Genomic DNA, 20,915 nt, shown 5'->3' with positions numbered 1-20,915 from the left:
GTTCGCCGTTGACCTCCCCTGCTTGTAACTTCTGACCAAACTAGTCGTCCCCGTCGTCTGTGTCGCCAGTTGCTTCGGCATCAAGTTCACTGTCTTCTTCGGCTTCTTCTCCATGTACTTCATCGACTACATCGTCGCCCTCTTCCCACTCGTCCTCCAGGACATCCTCGGGCTGCTCGGCTTGCAGTTCAGCAAATTCGTCGTGCACATGCTCGCCTTTTTCCCCGATCGCAATCCATTGCAGTACCCCGCTGTCTTCCTCCCCTGTCTCGTGCCGGAAAACGGTCAACACGGCAGAGGTGCGCTTCGTATACTTCAAGGACACGGACACCCCTGGCTGGTTGGTCATCGCCACCAGACAGTAGTGCGTATCGGCATAAGGCAGCGGCAGACGCACCGTGACATCTGCTGTCTGGCTGGTTGCCGCGATACGGAATGGGACAAAGCCAAACTGCTGCAGCATCGTCCCCAAGTTGACATGGGTTTCTACTGCTGGAAAGGCGAGCTTCTCCTGCGTAATCGACTTGTCGGAAAGATGGCTCCCCGCAATCGCTCGCGGCGCTATTTTCGCTCCCGTAACCGCATGATCGGCCAGCTTTTCTTCGGTTATGACGTGGTTTTGCAAATGCTGTCCCTCGATGGATTGGGCGGCAAGATGCTCGCCGGACAGCGTTCCCTTCGCGAGATGCCCGCCGTTCAAGCTGCCTTTTTCCACGTGCTTGCCTGTGACGGCATGCAGTTCCAGCTTGCTTCCGTCAACAGCGAAATCGGCCAGCTTCTCACGGGTGACGCTGCCCTCCAGCAATTTTTCCTTCGAAATCGCTTTCGGCTGGATGTGCTCGGGCTGCACGGATTGATTGGCAAGATGCTGGGAGGACACTGCTTTTTCCGCGATTTTCTCGCCCGTGACGGCTCCCTTGCCCAGGTGCCGTGTCTTGATGGCTTCTGTCGCCACTTTGGCGGCTGTGACGGCGGAATCTGCCAGCTTGCTGGCCGTAATGCTCTGATCGTTCACCTTGTCGGTCGAGACAGACTCCGGCGCGAGCTTCGAGGTGGTAATCACGTGATCGTGCAAATGCTGTGTCTGGATGGAATATTCCTGCAGGTGTTGGCTGCCGATGAGGCGATCCGTCAGATGCTGTTCTTCAATCGAGCGCCGCGCAATTTTTTCCGCGCGAATGGCCCCGTCTGCCAGATGCCGCGTGTTCACGCTCTCTTCAATCAACTGCTGATCGCCCACGCTTCTGTTCGCCAATTTATCGTGCGTGACGGCTTTGTCGGCAATTTTCGCTGTCGTGATCTGGTGCTCCGCGATTTTTCGCGCGGTGATCGAACCGTCCTGCAAGTGGTTCGTCTGGATGCTGCCAGCCTGGACGTGCACGCTGCCGATTGATTCTTTGGCCACTTTGTCCGAGGTGACGCTCGCATGGTCGAGATGCTCCGTCAAGACCGCGTACGGGCTGATTTTGTCGCTGGTGACTGCCTCTGGCTGCAAATGCTGGCTGTAAATGCTGTGAAAGGCGAGATGCTGGTCTGTTACACAGCCTGGTGCAATGTTAGCGCCATCCACACTGTTGTCTGCCAGATGATGATGCAAAATGGCTCCTTCGCGAATATGCTGGGACTCGACCGCATCTTCCTCCAGCTTGGTCGAAGTCACCGCCCCGTCGCGAATTTTGTCCGTCGTGACCGCACCGTCCTCCAGCTTCACGGAGTTAATCACATAGTTGGCGAGGTTACTTGTCTGAATGGAGCCCATCTTAATCTTATCCGAGGTGACAGATTGATCCTGAAGCAGCTCGGTCGTAATCGCCTGCTCCTGGATGTGTTTGGTCTGGATGGCAGCCTCGGCGAACTTCATCGAGTCGATCGTCTTGTCAGCCAGCTTCTCGGAGGTAATGCTGTTGTTGACCAGCTTTTGTCCGGATATGGAGTGGTCCTGCACATGGTCGCTCGTGATGATATTGCGCCCCAAATGCTCTCCCAAGATAGCACCGGGAGCGATTTTGCTTGAAGTAATGCTCTTGTCCGCAAGCTTGTTGCTGTCCACGGCGTAATCCTTCAGGAGTACGGTATCAATCGTTCCCGGCTTGATTTTCGAGGAATCGACGGCTCGATTGGCGATTTTCTCTGTGGTGACAGATTGATCCGTCAAGTCGTCGGTGTAGACAAACGATTGAACCCGGCCGTCATTGCGCTCCTTGATAACTTTGGAAAAAGTTGTCTGATTGGAGGACGCGCCTTGCTTGGGCATTTTCGGCAGCGGCTGTTGCACCGGCGTTTTCGCTGTCATTGCGCTTGGCTTCGTCGCACTGTTGTCAGATTCGCCCTCCAAAAGCTCCAACTCCAGATCGGTTATCCAGTCCCGCTCCACCCTGGAAGAAGTTTGCATTAACGGAATTTCATGCAGCGATTGCCGAAATGTTTTTCCCAGACCTCTGTTCATTTTTTTTCGGTTTACATTCGCCATAGAGTCTCCTTGCCTCCTGATGTCATTCCCGTATCATTGTGTAACATATTCAAAGTAGTAGGCTTTTGGCACCGCGCGGCGAAATTTGTTACGATCGTCCCGATAGCCGCGCACGCAAAAAAACCTGTCAAACCAACGGTATTCGTTGGCTGACAGGTTTTCTCGAATAGACCTGGGATTACGAGACAGCGGCTTCCTCTCTCGTCTGCGACAGAAGCGTCCGGAACTCGTCGCCTTGCAGAACTTCCGCCTCCAATAGCGTGCCAAGACCTGTGCGGAATACGTCGTCATACTGTTTGAGCAGGCTGCGCGTATCCTCCAGCAGGCGGGAGAGCAATCGCTCTACTTCGTCGTGAATCCGGTTTTTGTCAACGTACTGCAAATGAACAATCCCAAGGTCGGACATGCCGCTCGTCACGATCTCCTGCGCCATTCCCAGCGCTTGCTCGAAATCGTTTTTCGAGCCGGTGCTGCGTCCACCGTAGTAGATTTCTTCGGCTACCGCTCCGGCGAGGCTGACCATGATCTGCTTTTCCAGCGCCTCTTTGGTGTACAGGTAGCGGTCTTCCATCGGATTTTGCCGGACGTAGCCGAGCGCCTTGCCGCGCGGGCTGAGCGTGACCTGCGAGACAGAGCCGGGACGCACCACTTCGCTTACGATCGCGTGGCCAAGCTCATGCAGGGCAACCCGTTTCTTCTCTTCCTCGGAAGCCTGGCGGTCGACTTTTTCGCCGAGCATGACCTTGTCTACGGCGTAGGCAAAATGCTTCGCCATGATTTTCTCGCTTTTGTCGCGCATGGCGTAGATGGCGGCCTCGTTCGCGACGCTTTCCAGTTGGGCACCGGAGAAGCCAAACGTCTCTTGCGCCACTTTTTCCAGGACAACATCCTCGCCAAGCGGCTTGTTCGCCGTATGGATGGTCAAAATCTGCTCTCGCGCAGGCTTGTCGGGCAAATCGACGGTAATGTGACGGTCAAAACGGCCCGGTCGAAGCAGTGCGGCATCGAGCATGTCTTTGCGGTTCGTCGCAGCCATGACCAAAATGCGCGGCTTGTCGCTCGTCGCCACCCCGTCCATCTCGGTCAAAAGCTGGTTCAAGGTCTGGTCGTACTCCCGCTGCTGCTGACCATCCCGTTTCCCCCCGATGACATCTATCTCATCGATGAAAATAATCGCACTGTCCTGTCCGTTTTTCTCCGCCATCGTTCTCGCTTCTTTAAACAGTTCTCGCACACGCTGCGCCCCGACCCCAACGTACATCTCGACAAACTGGGAGCCGGAAGCGGCCACGAAGGCAGAGTTGGTGTAGTTCGCTGCGGCTTTTGCCATCAGCGTTTTTCCTGTTCCGGGAGGCCCGGTCAACAGTACGCCTTTGATTGGGCGAATGCCGTATTGCTCGATCTTGTCTTTGTACACAAGAAAATCAAGCGATTCCTTCAATTCTTTTTTGGCCCGCTCCTGTCCGCCAATATCGGCAAACTGCACGTCCGACTTCGGAATTTCGTGCTTGTTCTGCTTTCGTTTGCCGCCGAGCGCGACATTGCCTCCCTGACCGTTTTGCTGACGCACGACGAGGAAGTAAATCGCACCGAGAACGGCTGCAAACAGTACAAACGGCGTGATGTTCACTCCGAGAAACACCAGAAAAACCAGGACGGCAGGAACGATGCCAAGCAGCCATTCTTTACCCACGCGCCGTCACCTCTTTTGTCTCGGAACGGGGAATAATGGTGTAGAAATCCTCCGCTCCTTTTTTCAAGTAAACATAGATATTTGCATCATCCATCAAGGCAGATGCTGCATCCAGTTTGTTCGTCTGCTTCCACTCCTCGACCAGAGCCGGGATGCGGCTGTATTGATGCAAGTCCATCGCTTCCGTAAAGACGAACTGCCCGCTTTTCCAAATGTCTGTCATCGCTTCTGACTGGTTCGTGACCACGATTGTCACTTGTTTGCTGCCCGCAACCTTTTCCGTTTTGGCTACGAGATTGCGGTACTCCGCTGGAAATGTCTCCGGATTGGTCACTTTCAAATCTATGTGAATTTTGTCTTTGCTCACAGCAAAATCGCCCAAGGTGGCGGATTGCATCTGACCGATTTCTGCGCGGATCGGCTCCTCGATCTCCATTTTCTGATACAAGAACCATCCTCCGAACAGGAGAGCAAGTGTCGCCAACAAGGATAATCCGATCGCACTCAATTTCAACTGCACGGCTACTCCCCCCATATTGCGTTCTCGTTGTTCTCTTTTATCAACAAAAACAGTATATCACATGGGTATATCAATTTTTTATACAGATGTTGGGTAGTATGCCAAACAGGCCTTTTCCCAATCGGAAAAGACCTGTTATCCGTTCTTTTTATGAAGCGATCATGCAGGCGACAAAACATAAGAGGTGAGCAGGGCCCCACTGAACAAATCGTAATGCAAGTAGTGGTAGCGGCCATTCGCGTCTTTTACCGTGACTTCCCAAAATTTCTTGTCCCCTTCAAGGCCGGGGACGATATGGGTAATCGCTGATTGCGGATACGCCTTTCTCACTGCTTCCTCGACATGTTTGCGCGGCACGGCGAGATCCATCCGGTCAAACACGACTTTTTCCGCCGTCATCCAGGCGACGACAGGCGTGCCGGCCTTGTTTTTGCCGATGACGACAGCGTAGCTCTCCGTCCCGCGGTATTCGTCGATGGACTCGATTTCTGCGATGGTCGTCCGCGTCTGTACCCACTCGCGAACGGTCGCCTCGAATTGATGGCGCTCTCCTGCTACGGAAGCCGTCAGATGATAGGCAAATCCCGCGCCTGTCAACACCAGCACGATGATCGCTCCCACAATGATTCTCACTATCACGTTCCCGTTTAACTCCTTTATGCGGTTGACATTACAAACGGAAGCGCAACTGGTCCTGTTTGACGCCAGCCGCCGTCCTCATTTGCATTTGCAGCTCCAACTGGCGAAGCGTGCCTGTATCCGGCTCATACCATAGCTGATACTCGATGCTGATCCCTCTCGCCAGTTCGGGCGTGATGTCCGCGATGGGAAAAGACGGCCCCAGCCACATCGCGAGAAGCGCCGTCACCTTTTCCGGCGGCACGGCAAGGCGATAGCCGCTCCAGTCACTCCCTGACGGATCCGCGACGGGCTCGGGCGAGATGGATGACAGCACACTTTTCAGCAGTGTCGCATGTTCATACGGTGTAAACAAAGCGTAGGGCAAGGCAGCATGATCCTGCACCTGTCCGTCTATTCGTACGGAAACCGGCTGTTCATGGTTACGGCTGATCGCCAGTTTGTGTCCACCGATTTCCCCGTCGAGGGTGAACTTCTCGTGTACGTAGCGTCCGCTCAACACCTGATCGTGCATGTAAACCAAAAAGGCACGCTCTTCGTCCTGTGTCAACTGCTCCAGTAGCTGCGGCACCGGATACGGCTCCTGCTTGGTAACAGACGCCGAACGACTCCATTCGCCTGCTGAGCCGAGCGCCATCCCCAGACAAAACAGACCGAGAAAAATCGGGAAAAGCCACCACAGCTGTTTGGGCCGGATGTACATTTCCGTTCCCCCTGTCCCATTTTTGTCTCTAGCCTATGCTATACGGGAAGGTTTTAGAACGACACGGAAAAGTTGCTATTCATAGCTCGGGGCCGGGCGGTCATACTACTGGTACACCCGCAAGGAGGTGAGCGCGTGAAGTCACCGCAACAAAACGCATCTCCTGACATCCTTGGGTTTTTGCTACAGGAATACCGCGTCTCCTGGGCTGCATTGTCTTCTCCATTGCGTCAACTGTCACACACACCCACACTGCATTTTCGCCATCATCCCCTGACAGAGTTGTGGCGAAAATGAGCACGGCATGATGTAGTACCCATATTCCCCTACCTACACCTACACTCCCTTACTCCTGTCCCACACCAGACAGGAGCCTTTTACCGTTTCAACTTCTGGAACATGCGGTTCGCTTCGTAGATAGCCCTCTCCTCGTCGATTGTGAGCAGCTTGTGGTTGCGCATCAAAAATTTGCCCGCAACAATCGTGTCTTTGACATCGCGGCCATTGGCTGCATAGACGACATGGGAAATCGGCTCGTGCGCCGGGTGGAAATGGGCTTGATGGCTGTCGAGAACGATCAGGTCAGCCTGTTTGCCTACCTCGATGCTGCCGAGCGTGTCCGACTGGAATACGCCGTCTGCGCCGTGGCGTGTTGCCATACGCAACGCTTCTTCGGCTGGCACCGCCACCGGGTCGTTGTTTACGCCTTTGTGCAAAATCGCCGCGAGCTTCAATTCTTCGAACAGGTTGAGGTTGTTGTTGCTCGCCGAGCTGTCTGTGCCAAGCGAGACGCTCACGCCTTTTGCCAGCATTTTTGGCACAGGAGCTACGCCGCTCGCCAGCTTCAGGTTGCTCACGACGTTATGCGACACTCTCACTTTGTATTTTGCCAAGATGTCAATCTCTTCATCCGTCAAATGTACAGCATGTGCGACCAGTGTCGGGCGGTTGAACATGCCGAGCTTCTCCAGGTGAGCAACCGGGCGCAAACCGTAGTCTTTCTCGTTTTGGCCGACTTCCCAGGCCGTTTCGGACATATGGATGTGCAATGGCAGGGACAGTTCGTCCGCTTTTTCAATAATTTGCGTAATGAACTCCGGCGAGCATGTGTACGGCGCATGCGGTGCCATCATGACGGTAATGCGGCCGTCTGCCTGGTTGTGCCATTCCTTGGCAAAGGCAGTTGCGTCGGCGAGCTTGGTTTGGCGCTCTTCCTCCGAGCACAGTCCGATCATGCCGCGGCACAGGCGGGCACGCATGCCGGAGGCCTCTACCGCCTTGGCTACCTCATCCATGTGATCGTACATATCCACGAATGTCGTGGTACCCGTGCGGATCATTTCGATCAGCGACAACTGGGTTCCCCATTTGACGGAATCAGCGGTAAATTGCGCTTCCAGCGGCCACATTTTTTCTTCCAGCCACTGCTGCAGCGGCAAATCGTCGGCATAGCCGCGCAGAAGCGACATGCCCGCGTGTCCGTGCGTATTAATCAGTCCTGGCAGGATGAAGTCGCCTTTTTGGTCAATGACTTCATCGTAGCCGGCATCCGTAAGATCCTCAGGAGTTGGACCTACATACGTGATCTTGTCGCCCTCGAATGCGACTGCTCCATCGTGGATCACTTCGTTTTTGTCGTTCACTGTAATCACTGTTGCGTGGATGAGGATGGTCTTTTTCATTGTTACACTCCATTCTTACGTTAAGTAATAAGCCAGGCTCTGCAAATTCGATGTCACATCTGCATAGTGAATGCGCACATCTTTATTGGCGCGAATGGTCGTAGGAGCAAAATTCAAAATTCCCTTGATACCCGCTTGCGTCAACAGATCACATACGGATTGCGCAGCCGATGCGGGAACCGTAATGATCGCCAGCTTGATCTGCTTTTCTGGGATCGTCTTTGCCAGTTCATCCATCGGCTGGATCGGGATGCCCGCCACTTCTTTGCCCAGCTTGGCGGGATCGTTGTCAAAAATGGCCGCAATCCGCATGTTATCTTTCAAATAAGCGTTGTAGTTGCTAATCGCATGCCCCAAATGTCCGGCTCCGACCAGGGCGACGCGCACTTCCTCTGTCAGCTTCAAAATCTGCCGTATTTTTTCCACCAGGTAATTGACGTCGTAGCCAATCCCTTTTTTGCCGAAATCCCCGAAAGTAGCCAGGTCTTTTCGGATTTGGGCTGGATTCACATCCAAATTTTTGCCCATTTGCTGGGAGGAAACAGTGGTCACCTCGTTTTGCTGCAAATAGCTGAGGTAACGCAGATAAATCGGCAAACGGCGGACGACCGCTTCCGAAATCTTTTCGTGTTTAGCCACTTTCGGTCTTCCCCCTATTTTTTTGCTTGAATACCCTGTAATCTTTCCCATTGGACAAAATAACAATCGAGCCATCCCTGCCTGTGACAAACGTCTCCGCCCACGATTCGCCCAACCGCTCCAGCACCTCGGACTGGCCGTCCTCGCTGCGTTTCTTGCCTGTCTGGATGACGGCAACCTGCGGATCGACCCGCGTGAGAAACGGCTGGGAAGTGCCTTGATTGCTCCCCTGGCCGCCGACCTTGAGCACTTCCGCCTTGAGCTGGTCCGGATGACGCTCCAGCAGGCGTTCCTCGGCTTTTTCGTTGATCCCGCTGGCAAACAAAAACCGCAATTGGCCGTGCTTGAGCAAAAAGACGAGTGAATTGTTCTGCGGGGACAAAAACAGCGGTTCGCTCGGCAGCAAAGCTTCCAGCGTCACGTCGGTATCCAGAATCAACTCCTGGTTCTCCTCAATCTCTTTTTGCTTGCTGATCTTGTCGAGCGGGACGAACTGGCGGACCGAGGGAGAAATCAGCTTGGGCACAATGACCGAGTCGATGATGATTTGCTGGCTTAAAAAAGGGTATCCTCCTGCATACTCGGGCTGATCGTTCGTGAGCACGAGATAGTCGAGGCGCGTCACCTTGGCGGCAGACAGATGCGTGGACAACGCGCCCCAATCCTCTGCGCTGCCTGTGTCAATCAGCATCGTTTTTCCGCCCGGCAGCCGCACCAGTGTGCTTTCGCCATGCGGAAGCGCCAAAAAGGTAACGACAAGCCCCGTAAACTCCTCCGCACGCTCAGCAGCAAACGGGTCATCTACCTTCACGGCTTCCTGCAGATGGGCGTCAATCGAGCACGAGCACAATAAAGCTACACACGCGGCGAGCAGCAGCCAGACCCACTTTTTTTTCCATAACATTTATTTTATCACCTAAATCCTTGCTAGACTATTGCTTCATTTTATGAATCTGACAAGGATTGCATACGAAGGAACGGCGCAATTCGCTCACGCAGCGTCGGCCAGGAGCCGGTCGCAACCTGAAACGGCGGGAGGGATTGCAAAAACGAACGGCCATAGCGCGATTCGACGACACGCGTATCGAACACGACTACGACGCCGCGGTCCAAATGATGCCGGATCAGGCGGCCAACCCCTTGCTTGAACAAAATGACCGCCTGTGGCAGCGAGAGCGACATAAACGCGTTTTTTCCCTCTGCCTTGAGCGCTTCGGCGCGTCCTTGATAGATGGGATGATTCGGCGGTGTAAACGGCAGCCGCACGATGACCAGACTGCTCAGTTCCTCGCCCTGGATGTCCACGCCTTCCCAAAAACTGCTCGTCCCAAGGAGCACGCTCCGCTCCATCGTCCTGAACAGCCGCACCAGCTTGCTGCGGTTGTTGCTGTCGATCCCGTGCCCGAACAGCGTATACGGCTCTGCTTCCTCGGCCAGCCGTTCCTTCATCGCCTGGTACACCAGCCGCAGCATCGAGTGCGACGTGAACAGAATCAAGGTTCTGCCCTTCGACGCGACGACGACATCGACACAGCCCTGGACAATCGCCTCGAGATACGCCTGGTCGTTTTCTTTGCCCGGTGCCGGGAAATCGGACGGGATGAGCAAAAGTCCCTGTTCCTCGTAATGAAACGGGGACGGCAGCACCAGCGTGCGCACCCGTTCAGCGGGAAGCTTGTCCAAGCCAAAGCGGCTCATCACGTAGGAAAAACTGCCTTTGACCGTCAAGGTGGCGGACGTCATAATCAGGCTGCGCTTTTGCGAAAAAAGCGGATCAGCAAGCGAGTCTGCCACGTTCAGCAAAGCCGCGGACAGATGCACCTGCTTGCGCGCCATGCGGGACTCGACCTCCATCCAGTAGACGTATTCGTCGTCTTGGGCGAGCAAAAAGAAATGCAAAAGCTCCATCACCTGCTGCCATTCCTTGAGCAAACCGTATAAATCGGTCTGAAAGCTACGGATGGAAAACGGTGGCTTCTCTTCCTGGGGAACGCTTTTTAGCATTTGCTCCAGGTGCTGAGCGAAGTCCGTCATGCCTTCCAGCAGCTTTTTTGTCACCTTGCGGATTTTTTCATGCTTCCCCGTGAAGGAAGCTACGCGGTAGCGCACCGTCTCGCGGCCAGCGTCGGTCGTCTCTTCTGCCCGCTGCGAGGCCCATGCGAACAAAAGCTGGTTCAATTGCTGCGCTTTGTCCCGCAAGGAAACAGACAGCTTTTTGCATTGGCTGTGGTGCACGGACAGCTCCTGTGAGAGCGCAGGCTGCCAGCTTGCAAGCTCTGCTGCGAAGCGTGCGATCGCATTCCCGTTTTCCGGGGAAGCCCGGTCGAGCAAAAACAACAGCTGCGTTGTCGTCAACTGTTTGCCCAAATGTTGGGTAGCCGCATCCTCCAGATGATGCGCCTCGTCGATGATCGCGACCTCGTAAGGCGGCAGAATCCGGTTCTCCGCCTGCAAGTCGCTGATGAGCAGGGCGTGGTTGACGATGAGAACATCCGCTTCCTTTGCCCGTTCTTTTGCCTGGAAGTAGTAGCAGCGGCTAAACCACGGGCAGGCGCGGTTCAGGCACGAGCCGGTGTCGCTTTTGACCTGCTGCCACAAAAGCTGTCCGCTCGGCGGCATGCTTAATTCCTCCACATCGCCTGTCTCCGTCTGGGTGAGCCAGGTAAGCAGTTGTCCTTTTGCCAGCCGCATTTCCTGGCTGCTGCCTTCCACCGGCTCATCCAGCGACTGCTCGAACTTGCGCAGGCACAAGTAGTTGCCCCTGCCCTTCAATGTAGCAGCGGTAAAGGAAAATGGCAGCGATTTCTGCAAGGTGGCAATTTCTTTGTGAAGCAGCTGCTCCTGCAACTGGATTGTGTTCGTGCTGACGACCAACTGCTCCCGGTTTTGCTGCGCCCAAATGATGCCTGGCAGTAAGTAGGCCAACGACTTGCCTGTGCCTGTTCCTGCCTCTGCCAGCAGGTGCTCGCCGTCCTGCATCGCGTCAAAAACCGCGTGCATCATCGCTTCCTGCGCTTCCCGCCGCTGAAAGCCGCTCAAGTTCGCCTGCAACTGTCCCTGCTCGTCCATGAGCTTCTCCAACTGCTCCGCAAATGCTTTTGCCAGGCCCCAATCACCCATGGGGCGCTGGAAGCTCGCTTTCAGCTTTTCCTTGCGCTTTTTCAATGCGATCTGACGGTAGATGTCCCACAACTGCGATTTTTCTCCCGCCGGCTCGTCCCCAAGCTCGGGCAACTCCGTAAGCTTTTCCATCTCGATCTGCCGCAGAAGGACGCTGATGTCCGAGCGAAACGACGAAACGAGCATTTGCAACCGCTGAATGGTCACAAGCGGCAATTGCTGCAAAATATCGAGCAAATGCAAAAACAGCCGGGCCGTTGCCAGCGCATCACTGTCAGCCTGATGGGGATTGTCGTGCTTGATGTCAAGCTCTGACGCCAGTTCACCGAGCCTGTAGCTGTTTTGCATCGGCAAAAGCAGACGGGACAGCTCCACCGTGTCGAGCACATAGCCGTCAAATGCATAATAGCCCTGACTCAGCAGGGCTTCTTGTAAAAATTGGAGATCAAAGCTTGCATTATGGGCGACAAACACCCGTCCATCCAATAGTCGCAAGAATTGAGGAAATACCTCTTCCAATGTCGGGGCCTCGGCCACCATCTCATTGGTAATTCCCGTTAGCTGGGTAATAAAAGGGGGGATGTCCTGTCCGGGATGAATCAGGGTCGAGAAGCGTTCTGTGATCCGGCCGTCGTCAATGGCCACAGCGCCGATCTGAATGATGCTGTCTCCCTGCCGCGGATGGCTCCCCGTCGTCTCAAAATCTACTACAAGTAATCGATTCAACCGTTGTCACCTCGTAACCTGGGCGGATACGTCTCATCCGCACTCATTCACATTCGGCAACGATGGAAATATTCCTGCTTGCAGGACGCAATTATCGCTGCACAGGCTCGCCCTGCACCGCTTGCCCACCGAGCTTGCTTGCACACAATTGCAGGTAGATGGGAATTTCGCGGAACTGGTCGACATGAGGGAGCGTGCGCTGGAAATACTGCTCTGCCAGCCGCCAGTTTTCCTCGATCATTGCCAGTCTGCCTAAATGAAAATAACCCAGGGAACGGATGTACGGATCGGAATCGTCCAGAAACTGCTTGGCCAACCGTTTTGCTTCCCGCGTCTCTCCTACTTTTTCAAAAGCGGAGATCATCCCCGACTGACCAAGGCGATTGGCACTGTCTTTTTCCAGCATGTGGCGAAACGCTGCGATTGCACCCGGAATGTTCCCGTCGAACAGTTGCATCCAGCCGTAGCTGAAAACGAAGTCGTCCTCTCCAGGAGCCAGGCTGATTGCTTTTTTCATCAACGTCAGCGCCCGTTTGCTGCCAGCGATCAGCCACGTGTTCCACGCCAGTCCGTGCCACGCCCAGCCTTCATTGGGCAGGCGCTCGGCCAAAAAATGATAGCAGATTTGCGCGCGGTGATAATTGCCCCCCGCTTCGTACAAATGAGCCATTTCCTGCAGCGTCTCGCTGTCCAGCTTGCGATTCGGCAACGTCAGGCTGGAAGGCGGGGCAGGCTCTGCCTTCTCGTCCATCTGAATCAGCAGCTGGGCGGCGCGCAGCCAGAGCAACTGTGCTTCCCAATCGTGCTCATGCTTTTGCAAATAGCCTTCGATCTCATCCAGCGCTTCCTTGGCATCGCCATCCATCAAGTAGCAAAGTGCGAGATTGTACCTCGCTTCCTGCTGCTCAGGCTTTGCCTCAAGCGAGGTTTTGAACGCTTGCGCCGCCTCCAGCCATTGCTTTTCCTCGGCGAGGATGCAGCCGATGGCGTTGTAGCTGATGGCGACGACATTTGGCGAGCTTGCCGACTTGGCGAGCAGGCGAAACTCGCGAAAAGCCGTTTCCAGCTCGCCGCAAAACAGCAGGCTGTAGGCGTAATACAGCCGGCCACTCTCCCAGTCCGGCGACTCCTGCACAAGCTGGGCAAAGCATTTTTTGGCGTCCTGAAACATGCGCAGATGGTAAAACCCTTCTCCCCGGCGAAAAAGCGGCTCATACGCATGCAGCTCTTGCGGCAGCTTGCCTTGCTTCGGCTCACTGTCCGCTTCGTTGACAGTCTCGTTGTCAGCCACTTTCTGCTGGACAAGCGGTTCCTCTTCTGTTGGCATGGCCGATTCAGCCTTTTCCTGTTGCATGGCTTGCGGCAGTTGTCCTTCCATTTGCTTGATATGGCGGATGGCATTGGACAGCTTTTCTTCAAACTGCAACCACAAATCTACAACCGTATCGCTCACCTGGCGCAAGTAAAACAGTTGGTCCGCGAGTTGAAGCCGCTCCTGCTCCGACGCTTCCTTCCACCGCTCTTCTATGCTCTGCGCTTTCGTGCGCAGCTTCTGAAACCAGTCTTCGATTTTCACGGGAAAAGCCACCCCCCTGTGAGGCATGAGTAGTTTCATTGTCTCACAAGGCAGGTGGCTCTATGCGAAAAAAGCGCCTCGCCTACAGGATGGTCGCGTGTATTTCCTCGCCAAGCATTTCCTTGATCCGGTTGTGCTCGTCCATAATCGCCACACGCGGCTTGTACGTGCGCGCCTGTTCATCTGTCATCATGGCGTAGGCGATAATGATGACGATGTCGCCTTTCTGCACGAGCCGGGCGGCTGCGCCGTTCAGGCAAATCACACCGCTGCCTGGCTCCCCTTCAATGACGTACGTTTCCAGACGGGCGCCGTTGTTGTTGTTGACGATCTGCACTTTTTCGTTCGGCAAAATATCCAGTGCATCCAAGATGTTTTTGTCGATGGTAATGCTGCCCACGTAGTTCAGATTCGCTTCCGTTACCGTGGCACGATGGATTTTTGCCTTCATCATAGTGCGAAACACGGGTATTCCTCCCTTGTCATTCTCCAAAATGGTTGTATTGAAAATGTCGTCTCGGTTAGCGGATTTCGGCAATCAGATTGTCAATCAGGCGTGTTTTGCCAAAGCGAACGGCGAGCGCGACGATAATGGTCTGCCCAGATACCTCGTTTTCTACCGGCTGCAGTTCGGGATAGCGCAAAATTTCCACGTAGTCGATTTCTGCGAGCGGTTTCTCCGCAATCATCTGCTTGATACGCTGTTTGATCTCGGCAAGCGGCAGTCCCTCCTTGAGCCATGCCGACGCCTGTTGCAAGCTTTGCGAGAGAACCAGCGCCTGTGCGCGTTCCTCTGCCGACAAATAGACGTTGCGCGAGCTCAACGCCAGTCCGTCCGCTTCCCGCACGATTGGACACGGAATGACTTCAACCGGGATCGACAAGTCTTGGACCATCTGCGTAACGACAGCCACTTGCTGGGCGTCTTTTTGCCCGAAAAAGGCACAGTCAGGCTGAACGATGGAAAACAGCTTCAGCACGACTGTCGATACTCCGTCAAAGTGGCCGGGGCGGGAAGCTCCGCACAAAGGCGTTGTCACATTGGCGACCGACACCGTCGTCAAAATCGGTTTCGGGTACATTTCCTCGACAGACGGCGTGAACAATAGATCGACTCCCGCCTCCGCCGCCATCTTGCTGTCGCGCTCGATGTCGCGTGGATACCGTTCAAAATCTTCGTTCGGGCCAAATTGCAACGGGTTGACGAAAATACTCATGACGACAAGGTCGCACTTTTCCCGTGCCGCTTTGACCAGGCTCAAGTGTCCTTCATGCAAAAAGCCCATGGTCGGCACAAAGCCGATTTTCTTTCCTTGCTGCCGTGCTGCTTTTATGTGAACGCGCAATTCCTCGATGGTCGATAGTTGCAACATCGTTTGAATCATGCCTGGGTCACTCCTTCCCCGTACAGCTCCTTGATTGTTTCTTCCGACGCGTGGAAAACGTGATCGGGTCCCGGAAAACGGCGAAGCTCGACTTCTTTGACGTACGCCGCTACCGCTTCGCGGATGGACGTGCCGATGTCAGCGTAGCGCTTGACGAACTTCGGTGTCAATTGGGAAGCGTAACCAACCAGGTCGTGGAAGACCAGCACCTGACCGTCGCAGCCTGCCCCGGCTCCGATGCCGATGACAGCAATCTCCAGCTTTTCCGCGATCATTTTGGCTACCTCTTCCGGCACGCATTCCAGCACGAGAGCGAACGCCCCTGCGTGCTGAATCGCCAGGGCATCGTCAAGCAATTTTTTCGCCGCCTCCAAATCGCGTCCCTGCACCTTGTAGCCGCCAAGCTGATGCACGGACTGTGGCGTGAGGCCGATATGCCCGACGACGGGAATGCCTGCCTGTACCAGACGGGTAATGAGTGGCGCAAGCTCGCTTCCGCCCTCCAGCTTCACCGCTCTGGCCAGTCCCTCCTGCATGAGTCTGCCCGCGTTTTTCACCGCTTCCTCAATGGTTCCGTGGTAGCTGAGAAACGGCATGTCCGCGACGACAAAAGCGCGCTTGGCCGCGCGCGTGACCGCCTTCGTGTGATGGAGCATGTCGTCCATCGTCACAGGCACGGTGGAGTCATAGCCCAGTACAACCATGCCCAGCGAGTCGCCAACCAGAATCATGTCCGCGCCTGCTTCTTCCACCAGCTTCGCAGATGGAAAGTCATAGGCTGTCACCATGGAAATAGGAATGCCCGCTTCTTTCTTCTTGCGGATGTCGGAAGTCGTGACCTGTTTTGTCATTTGCTTCTTCTCCTCTTTCGCGCCAAGGCTTCGTGGATGGAGAGGAACAAAAAACCTTCTCGCTCGAAATCGGGAGAAGGTTGTCCATGCCATAGAGACATACTTGTCTTGTCATAAACGGATTCCTTCTGTCTCGGTCCACAAAGGCTCTGAGCAGATTTTTGTCCTTGCACTATTGCTTTATTGATACACCAAACTTGCCAAAAATACTCCAAGAGTACCGTTCCTGTCGGATACAGCCTCCATGTCGAGTATAGCAAATCATCTATTCATTTGCACGATAATTGACGTCTGCCGAATACACTTTATGAATCTGTCCCAGGCGGTCCTCGACCATCAGCACGCCTTCTTCATCGAGACCGATTGCCTGTCCCTCCAGCTTTTGCGAGATCGTCTGCACCGTTACCCAGCGGCCAATCGTGTAGGAGTGGGTTTCCCATTCCTTTTTCACTCGCTGGAAGCCCTCCCGCAAGTAGTGGTTGTACTCTTCCTCGAAGTTTTGGCAAAAGCGCTGGATGAACGCGACGCGCTTGACCGGGCTGCCCGACTCGATTCGCAACGACGTAGCGATTGCCAGCAGTTCCTCCGGGAAGTCGGCCTGCACACTGTTGGCGTTCAGTCCGATGCCGATGACCAAATAGTTGACCCGGTCTGCTTCCGCATTCAGCTCGGTCAAAATACCGCACACTTTTTTGTCCCCAATGAAAATATCGTTCGGCCATTTGATTTTGACGGGCAATCCGGTCTCTTCCCGAATTGTCCCCGCCACGCTCACGGCTGTCAGCAGCGTCATCTGCGGCGTCTTCGGCAACGGAATTGCAGGCCGGACAATCAAACTCATCCAGATGCCTGTCCCTTTGGGCGAGTGCCAGGGACGACCCAGACGCCCCTTCCCTCCTGTTTGCTGTTCCGCCAAAACAAGCGTGCCTTCCGCCGCCCCTTTTGCCGCTGCCTCATGCGCGAGCGGCTGCGTGGAGACGACCTCGTCGTACGCGATGACATGTTGTCCGATCCGCTTCGTACCAAGCCCCGCCATAATCTCTGCGGCAGACAGCCGATCTGGTGCCGCAAGCAGGCGATAGCCCGACTTGCGTACTGCCTCGACCTCGTAGCCGTCCCGCCGCAGCTCCTCGATATGCTTCCAGACAGCTGTTCGCGAGCAGCCACACGCCTGACTCAATTCTTCGCCAGAGATAAAGCGGCCTGGCTGGTCACGAAATGCTTGAAGAATCACCTGTTTAATGTTCATACTGCGCTACCTCTTTCCTTGCAGCTTCGATGAGAGCCTCCGGCGTGTTCGGCAAGCCGTGGAGGGCTGTCTGCACCAGCAGCGCCCGCAGCACATGGACGATCCACTCGCCCGCTTTTTTTTGCAGCGCGACTTGCAAATCCAGCCCTGTTACAGCCAGCTCCTTGATCGTTCTCACAGGCATCGCCTGATACGTTTCGACCAGGGTCTGCATCATGCTATGTGTCTGCGCTTGCTGATTCCACCAGCACACCCGTAAAATACCGGCAAGCTTTTCGCATGTGTCCCAGCCTGCATCAAGCAGTAGTTGTCCCCACTCGACTGGCTCGGGAGCGTCCCACCTTGGCTGCAGGCGGTGCAGAAGCTCCACAAACCCGACAATCGCCTCTGTCTCCCGCTTGGACATTTTCAACAGCTGGCAAACCGCTTTCGACTCTTCCGCGGGAAAACGCGCTGCATACAGCAGAAGCGACCATTTTTGCGGCAAGCCCTGTACATGGACGACCCGCCAACTCTCCGCAGCCGCGTCCCGAAACAGTCGCTGCAAGACAGGGGAGTACCCGCACAGCCCTGTCTCGTTGATGATCGCGCAGCCGATGTGTGGCGACTCGCTGGCGAGCATTTTGTTCAGCTCTTCCCTGACGCGCTCCACCGCGATGTGCGCCAGAAGCGGCGCCGTCTTTTGCATCGCCGCAAGCGTATGCGGCTCGATGGAAAAGCCAAGCTGGGCGGCAAACCGCACGCACCGCAGCAGCCGCAGCGCATCCTCGCGAAAACGCTCCAGCGGCTCGCCCACAGCCCGGACCAGCTTTTTCGCAAGATCATCCCGACCGCCAAACGGGTCCTGCAGCTCTTTTTCCCGGTTCATCGCCATCGCATTCATCGTAAAATCTCTGCGCGCAAGGTCCAGTTTCAATTCGCATACGAACTGGACTTCGGCAGGACGACGGTAGTCCTCGTATTTCCCTTCCGTCCGGTACGTCGTCACCTCAAAAAACTGCCCGTCGATTCTCACGGACACCGTTCCATGCTTGAGTCCGGTCGGGACGTGGTCGGGAAACAGGCGGATGACGTCGCCAGGATGGGCATTCGTACATATATCTATATCGTGCACAGGCCGAGACAACAGCCAATCGCGGACGCATCCGCCGACATAATACGCTTCATAGCCGTTCTGCTCCAGCGTTTCCAGAATCCGGCTGGCCAGATGGAGCGTCATGCCGCTTCCCCCTTTCTCGCATGGTCTGCCTGATTACATAAGGAGGCGATCTCCATGAGATTTTTGTATGGGCTCTTTATTTTTGTAGCCAAACTGCATCAACTGGCGAAAAGCAGTCTGTCCCGCCAGTGACCCTCTATGTACTATGTACAAAAGCTTACCCAAGCAATTTTGTATACAGCGCCTCGTACTGGGAAGCAATCGTTTCGTGACAAAACGTTTTGCAGGAACGCTCGATGCTGTTTGCGGAAAAGTCGCGATACAACGCTTCGTCCTGCAACAGGCGAATCGCTGCCTCTGCCATGCCCTCGACATCGCCAATCGGGCGCAAAAAGCCATTGACGCTGTCGAGCACGACTTCGGGAATCCCGCCGGCAACAGTCGCCACTACAGGCACGCCGCAAGCCATCGCTTCCAGCGCGACAAGTCCGAAGCTCTCCTTTTCCGACGGCAACAGCATCAGGTCGGCCATGGACAAAACTTCTGCAACGTCTTCCTGCTTCCCAAGGAAACAGACATCCTCTGTCAGATTTTGCTCGGCAATCTGCTTGCGGACCGCACCCATTTCCGGCCCTTCGCCAATCAGGATCAAGCGGGCGGGCATCGCTTGCTTGACCCGCGCGAAAATGTCAATGACATCAGGGACGCGCTTGACCGGACGGAAATTGGAGATGTGCATGAGGATTTTTTCTCCGTTTGGCGCGAATACCTTTTTCAGCTTCTCTACTTCCTTTGGATAGTAGCGGCGCTTGTCGACGAAATTGTACACGGGCACGATCTCTTTCTCGACGTGCAGCAGTTCCTTTGTCTGTTTGATTAAATCTTTGGAAACAGCCGTCACCAGATCGCTGCGCTCGATGCCAAAGCGGATCATGTCACTCAAGCTGGAGTCGTAGCCCAAAACGGTAATGTCAGTCCCGTGCAGGGTGGTGACGATTTTCAAATGATCCCCGACCATCTGCTTGGCCAAAAACGCGCAAAGCGCATGCGGCACAGCATAATGTACGTGCAATAAGTCCAGATTTTCCGTTTTGGCCACTTGCGCCATCCGGTTTGCCAGCGTCAAGTCGTAGGGCGGATACTTGAATACGTCGTAATGATTCACTTCTACTTCATGGTAAAAAATGTTCGGGTGGAAGGCACCAAGGCGAAAAGGCATCCCGCCTGTAATAAAATGCACCTGATGCCCCCGCTCCGCCAGCAGCTTGCCCAATTCCGTCGCGACAACCCCGGACCCTCCCAGTGATGGATAACACGTAATCCCGATCTTCATTTTCCAGGAGTCACTCCTTTTTACAAGCTGGTCAATACATACGGTGCAGCGCTGACAAATCCTTCCGCATACCGGACGCCTGCCTGCTGCCCAAACAACCGCTCCCGGTACTCGACAGATTCGAGATAGCCGTTCGTGAGCGGTGTTTGCACGCTGCCCTCTTCCAGTTCGAACTGGCTGCGGTAGCAACGAAGAACTTCCATTTTTTGCGGGAAAACCGCCGTAATATCCACCACGACCTGCGGCGTTACCGTTGAATTAATAAAATAGTACAGAAATTGAGCGGGCCGATATGCCGGAAGCTCGGGATCAGGCATGTACTTGCGGATGCCCGCATTGAAAATGGCCTCCCGCACGATGCGGCTTGCGCTCTCATGGTCTGGATGCCGGTCAGAAAAATACGGAGCGAGTACGGTGCGCGGGCGCGTCTCCCGAATCAGCTTGACCACGCGCTCGATTGCCTGCTCCCTGACGGCTTCCAGCCCGCGATCCGGCAATCCGAAGTTGTAGCGTGCCGCAACCCCGAGCAGCTTGTCTGCTGCCGCCGCTTCCTGCTGCCTGCGCTCCACGGTCCCGTTTGACGACAACTCGGCGTAGGTCAAATCGAGAATCCCTACCCGCTTCCCGGAAGCTGCCGCGAGAAGCAGGCTGCCTGCTGCTCCGATCTCCACGTCATCGGGATGGGCGCCAATGGCCAAAATATCGAGTGTATTCATGCTTCGTTCTCCTTGTGCAGCACGGCGCGCCAGGCCAGCTCTCCCCGCTCCAGCGCCTTGAGCATGATCTCCGCGGAGCCAAGGTTGGTGGCAAACGGAATTTTGTGCACATCACACAGTCTCAAGAGCGCGATAATATCCGGTTCGTGTGGCTGGGCCGTAAGCGGATCGCGCAGGAAAATAATCATGTCCATCTCGTTTCTGGCAATCATCGCGCCGATCTGCTGATCGCCGCCCAACGGTCCGGACAAAAATCTGGTGAGTTTCAGCGAAGTGGCATCCATGATTCTCCCGCCCGTCGTTCCTGTTGCGTACAGCTCATGCTCCGCCAGAATCGATTCGTAAGCCATAGCCAGTTGGACAATCTCTTCTTTCATTCGATCATGGGCAATCAGTGCTATTTTCACGAGAAACTCTCCCTTATGCCTCGATAGAAAAGTTTTTTAATCAAACG

At 55.0% G+C, this 20,915-nt stretch carries 18 protein-coding genes; all 18 read right to left on the bottom strand.

Features of this window, described 5'->3' with window-relative positions:
• Nucleotides 1-40 precede the first annotated feature (40 nt).
• Nucleotides 41-2,470: a WIAG-tail domain gene (locus tag AAFJ72_RS10350; protein WP_432777001.1), complete on the bottom strand. Its 2,430-nt coding sequence runs from the start codon at nucleotides 2,468-2,470 to the stop codon at nucleotides 41-43.
• A gap of 178 nt (nucleotides 2,471-2,648) precedes the next feature.
• Entirely contained in the window at nucleotides 2,649-4,163 is a 1,515-nt protein-coding gene (locus AAFJ72_RS10345; protein ID WP_432777000.1) for an AAA family ATPase, read from the bottom strand.
• On the bottom strand, nucleotides 4,156-4,683 hold the full coding sequence (locus tag AAFJ72_RS10340; RefSeq protein ID WP_432776999.1) for a hypothetical protein: 528 nt from the start codon (nucleotides 4,681-4,683) through the stop codon (nucleotides 4,156-4,158). Before AAFJ72_RS10340 ends, AAFJ72_RS10345 begins: the two co-directional genes overlap by 8 nt.
• Before the next feature lie 159 nt (nucleotides 4,684-4,842).
• Nucleotides 4,843-5,322, bottom strand: a complete 480-nt coding sequence (locus AAFJ72_RS10335) for a DUF5590 domain-containing protein (RefSeq protein WP_432776998.1) — start codon at nucleotides 5,320-5,322, stop codon at nucleotides 4,843-4,845.
• A gap of 31 nt (nucleotides 5,323-5,353) precedes the next feature.
• On the bottom strand, nucleotides 5,354-6,025 hold the full coding sequence (locus AAFJ72_RS10330) for a hypothetical protein (RefSeq protein WP_432776997.1): 672 nt from the start codon (nucleotides 6,023-6,025) through the stop codon (nucleotides 5,354-5,356).
• A gap of 377 nt (nucleotides 6,026-6,402) precedes the next feature.
• The gene (locus AAFJ72_RS10325; RefSeq protein WP_432776996.1) at nucleotides 6,403-7,707 is read right to left on the bottom strand and encodes an amidohydrolase; all 1,305 of its coding nucleotides are present in this window, start codon (nucleotides 7,705-7,707) and stop codon (nucleotides 6,403-6,405) included.
• A 15-nt stretch (nucleotides 7,708-7,722) separates the two neighbouring features.
• Nucleotides 7,723-8,346: a redox-sensing transcriptional repressor Rex gene (locus tag AAFJ72_RS10320; RefSeq protein ID WP_432776995.1), complete on the bottom strand. Its 624-nt coding sequence runs from the start codon at nucleotides 8,344-8,346 to the stop codon at nucleotides 7,723-7,725.
• Nucleotides 8,339-9,250 carry a ComEC/Rec2 family competence protein gene (locus AAFJ72_RS10315; protein WP_432776994.1) on the bottom strand — a complete coding sequence of 304 codons (912 nt, stop codon included), beginning with the start codon at nucleotides 9,248-9,250 and terminating at the stop codon, nucleotides 8,339-8,341. Before AAFJ72_RS10315 ends, AAFJ72_RS10320 begins: the two co-directional genes overlap by 8 nt.
• A gap of 41 nt (nucleotides 9,251-9,291) precedes the next feature.
• Complete coding sequence (gene dinG / locus AAFJ72_RS10310) at nucleotides 9,292-12,192, bottom strand: ATP-dependent DNA helicase DinG (RefSeq protein WP_432776993.1); 2,901 nt, start codon at nucleotides 12,190-12,192, stop codon at nucleotides 9,292-9,294.
• Between the two features lie 91 nt (nucleotides 12,193-12,283).
• Entirely contained in the window at nucleotides 12,284-13,768 is a 1,485-nt protein-coding gene (locus AAFJ72_RS10305; protein ID WP_432776992.1) for a tetratricopeptide repeat protein, read from the bottom strand.
• An 82-nt stretch (nucleotides 13,769-13,850) separates the two neighbouring features.
• Nucleotides 13,851-14,234, bottom strand: a complete 384-nt coding sequence (gene panD, locus AAFJ72_RS10300) for an aspartate 1-decarboxylase (protein ID WP_432776991.1) — start codon at nucleotides 14,232-14,234, stop codon at nucleotides 13,851-13,853.
• A gap of 55 nt (nucleotides 14,235-14,289) precedes the next feature.
• Nucleotides 14,290-15,153 carry a pantoate--beta-alanine ligase gene (panC, locus tag AAFJ72_RS10295; protein WP_432776990.1) on the bottom strand — a complete coding sequence of 288 codons (864 nt, stop codon included), beginning with the start codon at nucleotides 15,151-15,153 and terminating at the stop codon, nucleotides 14,290-14,292.
• Entirely contained in the window at nucleotides 15,150-16,004 is an 855-nt protein-coding gene (gene panB / locus AAFJ72_RS10290) for a 3-methyl-2-oxobutanoate hydroxymethyltransferase (protein ID WP_432776989.1), read from the bottom strand. The genes panC and panB overlap by 4 nt, the downstream gene beginning before the upstream one ends.
• 265 nt (nucleotides 16,005-16,269) lie before the next feature.
• Nucleotides 16,270-17,253: a biotin--[acetyl-CoA-carboxylase] ligase gene (locus AAFJ72_RS10285; RefSeq protein WP_432776988.1), complete on the bottom strand. Its 984-nt coding sequence runs from the start codon at nucleotides 17,251-17,253 to the stop codon at nucleotides 16,270-16,272.
• Nucleotides 17,243-18,472 (bottom strand): CCA tRNA nucleotidyltransferase, encoded by a 1,230-nt coding sequence (locus tag AAFJ72_RS10280; RefSeq protein WP_432776987.1) that lies wholly within the window; start codon nucleotides 18,470-18,472, stop codon nucleotides 17,243-17,245. The genes AAFJ72_RS10285 and AAFJ72_RS10280 overlap by 11 nt, the downstream gene beginning before the upstream one ends.
• Before the next feature lie 157 nt (nucleotides 18,473-18,629).
• Nucleotides 18,630-19,745, bottom strand: coding sequence for an N-acetyl-alpha-D-glucosaminyl L-malate synthase BshA (gene bshA, locus AAFJ72_RS10275; protein WP_432776986.1), 1,116 nt, complete (start codon nucleotides 19,743-19,745; stop codon nucleotides 18,630-18,632).
• A 20-nt stretch (nucleotides 19,746-19,765) separates the two neighbouring features.
• On the bottom strand, nucleotides 19,766-20,461 hold the full coding sequence (gene bshB1, locus AAFJ72_RS10270; protein ID WP_432776985.1) for a bacillithiol biosynthesis deacetylase BshB1: 696 nt from the start codon (nucleotides 20,459-20,461) through the stop codon (nucleotides 19,766-19,768).
• Nucleotides 20,458-20,868, bottom strand: a complete 411-nt coding sequence (locus tag AAFJ72_RS10265; protein ID WP_122904257.1) for a methylglyoxal synthase — start codon at nucleotides 20,866-20,868, stop codon at nucleotides 20,458-20,460. Before AAFJ72_RS10265 ends, bshB1 begins: the two co-directional genes overlap by 4 nt.
• Between the last annotated feature and the right edge of the window lie 47 nt (nucleotides 20,869-20,915).

This window comes from Brevibacillus gelatini (genome assembly GCF_050920745.1).
Lineage (GTDB): Bacteria > Bacillota > Bacilli > Brevibacillales > Brevibacillaceae > Brevibacillus > Brevibacillus gelatini.
Note: the sequence above shows the minus strand (reverse complement) of the source record. Positions and strands in the feature narration are given on the sequence as shown.

Coding starts and splice junctions, on each gene's coding strand:
- panB (WP_432776989.1), bottom strand. CDS start 16,004: ATGACAAAACAGGTCACGACTTCCGACATCCGCAAGAAGAAAGAAGCG.
- panC (WP_432776990.1), bottom strand. CDS start 15,153: ATGATTCAAACGATGTTGCAACTATCGACCATCGAGGAATTGCGCGTT.
- bshA (WP_432776986.1), bottom strand. CDS start 19,745: ATGAAGATCGGGATTACGTGTTATCCATCACTGGGAGGGTCCGGGGTT.
- AAFJ72_RS10315 (WP_432776994.1), bottom strand. CDS start 9,250: ATGTTATGGAAAAAAAAGTGGGTCTGGCTGCTGCTCGCCGCGTGTGTA.
- AAFJ72_RS10285 (WP_432776988.1), bottom strand. CDS start 17,253: ATGAACATTAAACAGGTGATTCTTCAAGCATTTCGTGACCAGCCAGGC.
- AAFJ72_RS10325 (WP_432776996.1), bottom strand. CDS start 7,707: ATGAAAAAGACCATCCTCATCCACGCAACAGTGATTACAGTGAACGAC.
- AAFJ72_RS10350 (WP_432777001.1), bottom strand. CDS start 2,470: ATGGCGAATGTAAACCGAAAAAAAATGAACAGAGGTCTGGGAAAAACA.
- AAFJ72_RS10280 (WP_432776987.1), bottom strand. CDS start 18,472: ATGACGCTCCATCTGGCCAGCCGGATTCTGGAAACGCTGGAGCAGAAC.
- AAFJ72_RS10330 (WP_432776997.1), bottom strand. CDS start 6,025: ATGTACATCCGGCCCAAACAGCTGTGGTGGCTTTTCCCGATTTTTCTC.
- bshB1 (WP_432776985.1), bottom strand. CDS start 20,461: ATGAATACACTCGATATTTTGGCCATTGGCGCCCATCCCGATGACGTG.